This is a genomic window from Mesorhizobium sp. M1142 (genome assembly GCF_040318565.1).
In the GTDB taxonomy this organism is placed as follows: domain Bacteria; phylum Pseudomonadota; class Alphaproteobacteria; order Rhizobiales; family Rhizobiaceae; genus Mesorhizobium.
The window spans coordinates 1-5,488 of the sequence record NZ_JAMYMK010000055.1; the positions used below are offsets into that span (position 1 = coordinate 1).

At 57.9% G+C, this 5,488-nt stretch carries 5 protein-coding genes; 3 read left to right on the forward strand and 2 right to left on the reverse strand.

Annotated elements, in window-relative coordinates:
* Positions 1 to 15: 15 nt before the first annotated feature.
* Both NKH42_RS30820 and NKH42_RS30825 read right to left on the reverse strand, forming a co-directional pair.
* A complete protein-coding gene (locus NKH42_RS30820; protein WP_352509273.1) occupies positions 16 to 207 on the reverse strand; it encodes a hypothetical protein in 192 nt (63 codons plus the stop codon).
* Positions 208 to 1,335: 1,128 nt separating this feature from the next.
* The gene (locus NKH42_RS30825; protein WP_352509274.1) at positions 1,336 to 2,730 is read right to left on the reverse strand and encodes a glucoamylase family protein; all 1,395 of its coding nucleotides are present in this window, start codon (positions 2,728 to 2,730) and stop codon (positions 1,336 to 1,338) included.
* A gap of 114 nt (positions 2,731 to 2,844) precedes the next feature.
* Here NKH42_RS30825 and NKH42_RS30830 point away from each other — a divergent pair, with 114 nt between their 5' ends.
* The 3 genes from NKH42_RS30830 to NKH42_RS30840 all read left to right on the forward strand — a co-directional run bounded on the left by NKH42_RS30830 (position 2,845) and on the right by NKH42_RS30840 (position 5,440).
* Complete coding sequence (locus NKH42_RS30830) at positions 2,845 to 3,915, forward strand: sensor histidine kinase (protein ID WP_352509276.1); 1,071 nt, start codon at positions 2,845 to 2,847, stop codon at positions 3,913 to 3,915.
* A gap of 162 nt (positions 3,916 to 4,077) precedes the next feature.
* Complete coding sequence (locus NKH42_RS30835) at positions 4,078 to 4,266, forward strand: hypothetical protein (RefSeq protein WP_352509277.1); 189 nt, start codon at positions 4,078 to 4,080, stop codon at positions 4,264 to 4,266.
* Positions 4,267 to 5,173: 907 nt separating this feature from the next.
* Positions 5,174 to 5,440: a KTSC domain-containing protein gene (locus NKH42_RS30840; RefSeq protein ID WP_352974820.1), complete on the forward strand. Its 267-nt coding sequence runs from the start codon at positions 5,174 to 5,176 to the stop codon at positions 5,438 to 5,440.
* The last annotated feature ends 48 nt before the right edge of the window (positions 5,441 to 5,488 follow it).

Genomic DNA, 5,488 nt, shown 5'->3' on the forward strand with positions numbered 1-5,488 from the left:
CCGACCTCTCATGAATCACGCAAAACCGCTCTTGGGAATCCTCAAAACGCTCCCAGAACTAAAAAACTGCCAAAGTAGTGCTAGCAATGTAGGCGTGTACAGTTCCAGTTGCGGATGTTTTTCAAGAGTTTTGCCCACGGCAGCGCCATCAAGTGCTTTGGTCAACATGGCGAGGTCGGCAGGACGAGCGGTGCCTTGGACCGACATTGCATCTCTCCCGAAGAGGGCGAAAGCGCGAGTCCCGCGCCGTGGTGTAGCTGGTGGCATTGGTCGCCGTGCTGTCCGGCATGGGCCGGGCTGAACAGCGCGCCAAGGCTGGTCGATCGCGCTGGCCCGTCATCCTATTGGTGCTGATGGCATCCGCGCCGGCATGGTGATCGAGGGAGCGTTGTGAGACCATGACGATCTGACCGCATTCCAGTTCGGCCAGGCCTGATCAGCCCGCCGGAATCAAGCCAAGCCACGGCGAACCCAATTCGCCGCACCTCTCGGCGCGTCAATACTTACTTGTTGCGATGGAATTTCCCGGACAGTCTGGCAAGCTCGTACCGAAGGAGTTTCTGCCATGACCTCTCTCACCTGCACTCTTGCCGCCGATGCCAACGGAACGTGGCGGGTCGTCTTCGTGCCGGGGGATTGCATCTCTATGTAGAATTCAAGCTACCCCAAGCCGGTTCAGATCCGGTGGACTGGATGAGTGTGGACGACTTCCTTGCCTGGCGCCCAAAAGGCGCGCTCCACAAAAGTGCGCGCGACCGCTTGGTTTCGGTTATTTGCGGGGCGATGAGAGATTCATAACGCAAAAATCCGCTGCACCCGGTGGCACGGCGGGCTAGATCAGTGCCTAGATCTGCCATCAAATCCTCCCTATGCGGCCTCCTGAGGAGCGCGTCAGCCTGATTCACCAGGAATTAAGGGGAAGACGGATGGTTTTGACACGCGCTTTTGACATGCTGGGCCGACGCACTCCTCGCAGACGTTGATTTGATCATCTTCGTCGTGACGCCAATATAAATTACCAGATCGTATCCTCATGTGATATGGTCAAATCTTGGCCGAGAAAAATTAATAAGAAACAAGGGAGGCCGCGATGAGAGAGTATTTTTCATTTCAGCTATTCATGAGAATGTCGACTGCGTTATTTATTGGTGCCGCTATCTATTCTATCGTTTTCGGGAATACGTGACAGCGCTTCGAGCCCGCAGTTAGACTTTCTCGAGACCAAGTCGCTGACATTTCGCGATCCTGAGCAGTAGCTAGGACGCGGCGGGACGCGCTTCGCGAACTGCTCCGACCTGCCAGCAGATCACTCAGGGACAAAACCACCCTGCGGCGCTAAGTGCAACCCAGTGGAACCATACCCGCGGCAGCTCGTGGCCCCTGGCCAGACGTTGATGTGTCGAGGTGCTGGCTGGTGAAGCCCAGTCTCGCCAAGCCCCTGCGTACTTCCGGCGCGCCCATGAACAGCCTCCACAAAAGCCCTGTACGATGGTTCTCGATCATTGCGATGATTGGCCCCTGATTGATCGCCAGATATGTCCGGGAGTACCAGTTGCGAGGTTCGCAAAACGCGTCGACAAAGCCGAAGCGGCCCCATATGCGGTTTCGAGGCTTGGTCAGGAAACCGCGCAGTGCGCGCATCGCTTCCCCGGGAGCATAAGGGAAACTCGACAGGGCAGCGGACGGGGTGATTACGCCAAAGTCCCTGTCAGGTGCACTCGCGATGTATCCTCGCGGCCCATGGCTCGCGGTCAGACCCCAGCAGTCAGGGCCGTATCCCGAATGGCCATGGGGGTTGCGGACGCAATGCCGATAATTGATCTGCGTATGGCGGAGGTTCTGCTGCCAGTAGTCGGCGTACCGGTCACTCAGGTTTCGCGGATCGAGCCCGCAGAAAGAATAATGCGAAAAGAAGAGCGGACCACCAGAATTCATTCCCAACGGCAGCACGATCCCATCATGGTCGCGCCCGTTCAGAAACCCGGGACCACCAGCAAAACCTTCGTGATAGAGCTCCGGATCAATGGGGTGGCGTGCCGATCCCGCCGCCAGCACGAAAGTGAGCAGGCATTCGTTCCAACCCTTGATCGGGCTGCCCATCGCCCAGCCAAAGTTCGGGCTCCAGTGCCACATGAGTTGCCGGGTCCCGCGTGCAAACCAGTTCCATTCGGCCTCTAACAGCAGCGCGTCCACGCGATGGCGGAGGCGCACTTCTTCGGTTGCCGCCCTGACGAAATACTCGCGGGCGCAAATCAGACCCTGAAACAGGAAGGTGGTCTCGACCAGATCAGCGCCGTCGTCCTTGCGGCGGAATGGAATAGTCGCACCAGTGCGCCCATTCATAAAATGCGGAAGAACGCCGTGATAGCGCGGGGAGTTTTCCAGGAAATCGAGCATGCCATGCAAGTGCGATAAAGCTGCGACGCGGTCGATCCATCCGCGTTCGACCGCAACGATGATGGCCGCAATACCAAAACCGGACCCCCCGATCGCCACGAGATCGTTGGCGGGATCGCCTGTGGTCTTTTGCCGGTCGCGGGCAAGACCGCTGACCGGATGCGCGCCTTCCCAGAAATAGCGTACCGTCTGCCGCTGCACGATATCCAAGAGCGCATCATCATCGAGTTCGAGAGTGGTTTCCGGGAGATCGAATGCTTGAAGCGTGCTGGGGCTCATCGAGCCGGTGTTAGCGTCTTGGGCGTTCCAAGGCCATTGATTAAAAATGCCCATGTGGACCGGCCGCGCGCTGTGTGGTGTCAGGCCGATTCAATTCGCGACAGATGCCTGGCGACCCGATAGAAAGAAAATCAAGGGGAAAGAACCCCTGGATCGGCCTGGAAGCCTTTGTTCCACCCCATTGCAAATATCGAAGACGCGCAGACGCTGGCGCAGGCCATCGTCAATACGATCGTCGAACCCTTCCTCGTGCTCGACGAGAGCTTTCGCGTGCTGGCGGCCAACTGCTCCTTCTATCAGACCTTCAAAGTCGACCCCGAGCAGACGCACGGCTCGTTGCTCTACGCACTGGGCGACGGCCAGTGGGACATTCCAGCACTTCACCTGCTCCTGGAGACGATCATTCCCGAGAAGACCGCCATGGACGGCTTCGAGGTCGAGCATGATTTCCCGAATATCGGTCGGCGCACGATGCTGCTCAACGCGCGAAAGGTCCTCTACGACCACAGTTCGGCCGCGACCATCCTGCTCGCCTTCAATGACATCACGGCGCGCCGCGCTATCGAAAGGGAAAAGGAAGAGCTCCTCGGCCGCACCGAAGACCTGCTGCGGCAGAAGGATGTGCTGCTGCGCGAAATGGAACACCGGGTTGCCAATAGCTTGCAGATCATCGCCAGCATTCTGCTGCTGAAGGCTCGGTCCGTCACGTCGGATGAAACGCGGCAGCACCTGAAAGATGCCCATCAACGCGTGCTGTCCGTGGCCGAAGTGCAGCGGCATCTCCATGCCTCGACCGGTGCCGACGAAATCGAGGTTGGTTCTTACCTGTCGAAACTTTGCAGCGGTTTGGCCACTTCGATGGTCGGGGAAGCACAGGCTATTGCCGTCAAGGTTACGGCGGAAAATGGAAGAATAGACTCCCAGAAGGCCGTGAGCCTTGGCCTGATCGTGACCGAACTCGTTCTCAACGCCATCAAGCATGCGTTCCCCATGGAAAAGGCCGATGCGCTTATTTTGGTGACCTATGAGACCGACGCTGAGGATTGGAAGTTGACCGTATCGGACAATGGCTGGGGCAAAGCCGCTGGCGACGTCCCAAATGCCGGATTGGGGACAGCGATCGTGGAGGCACTTGTCAAACAGCTTGAAGCACGCATTGACACCGTCACGGGCAATACTGGCACGACGATTGCGATTACCAGAGCGACATTCACGTCGCGGATGCCGAAAGCAGCATAGCTTGGTCGCCTTGCGGATGCTTCAGGCGGTTGTCGGAATTGCGCCTTGAAGATCGTCCCATCGGGTGGTGTAGTTCGAATGTTTCGAAGCCGCTCGCGAGCGGGTGTCGTGGATGTTCCTATTCTCTGTGCTATAGGTTCCTTTTAATTGGAGAAACAACCAATGCAGCGGACCGTGACGGTAGTCGAGAAAATCACGGGCAGGGTGATCGGCGCGTATCCGATCGATCTTTCGGGCCAGAATCACCAGACTTCCGATGATCAGTATTTTGCCAAAGCATTCGAAGCCGCCGTCGACGGTGGCCTCATTACCGATGCTGAAGCGCACGCTGTCGAATTCCGTCTGGAATAGACACTCAAGCCGAGATCCACGCTACTTTCGCTTTCCATCGCGCCTTGGCGCCGTTACGAAAAAACCCCGCGCGATGCGGGGTTTTGATGCGGTCAAAAGCCATATCAAGCCGCGCCAGATGGGGTGAGCTTCACGCTTACGGTGCTCCAACCGATCTTGCCGTCGACCTTCATCGGGGAGGCCGGCTGGATGCGTGGGGAGATCATGCGCTCACTACGCCGGCTGATCGCGAAGCGCGTCAACACTCTCCGCCACGATTGCTGGCTGCCCGTCGTCACGGCGCATATACGACGTTCCGTTCGCCGCCGATCGCGTTCCTATCCACGACAATCGCGTGGTGATACATTCGCGCGATTTGGCGAATGTTTTTGTCGTCAAACTCACCGGGAAACCGGGGAGGTGGTCATGAGAATTATTACCACTCTAGCATGTGTCGCGTTGCTTGCAGGTTGCGCAACGGCGGGCCCCCCCAGGGCCCCAAGGGCCTGCCGGTCCACCAGGTCTGCCCGGCAAGCAGGGTCCTAAAGGTGCAATGGGGGCTGAGGGTCCAGCGGGGAAGGACGGCGTCAGCGGTTGGGAAATCACCCACTATGCAAGTGCCAGTGATACAAGCCCAGACAAGTCCGCACAGGCTTGGTGTCCCAAGCCAAAAGTCGTAATAGGTGGCGATGCCAGCGCGTCAAATTCAAATGCTCTAATTTCTAGGAGCTTGCCGGTTACTTCCCCAGCTCCGGGGTGGGTAGCACAAGCGCATGTAGCCACTACGTCCCCAACAGGTTGGACGCTGACAGCATATGCCATTTGCGCGCTTGTCAAATAGTCGGCGCTTGGCCGGGCCGGTGAACTTGCGTTGTCGCGCCTCTGAGACACAAACGGCGTTCTAGCTAGAGCTACGGTCGCAAAGCTGTTGGCGGCTGGCTTCTTGGGAACACGACGGCTTTTCCGCTCGTTGATCTTTATGCCCTCTACCTCGATTCGCAAAACGGAATACGATCCGGAGCGCAAGGTCCTTTCCGTGTGGTTCGTCGCCAGCGGCAAGCGGTACGAGTTTGAGGGAGTACCGCCGGAGACCTTTGCGGCATTCAAAGCCGCGTTCGCGAAGGGCCGCTACTTTAACGACCACATTCGCAATCATTTCGTAAGCGCCAAGCTGACCCCATCTGGCGCGGCTTGAGGTGATGAGCGAGAGATAGTGACACTGAAGCAAGGAGCCGAGGAGCTT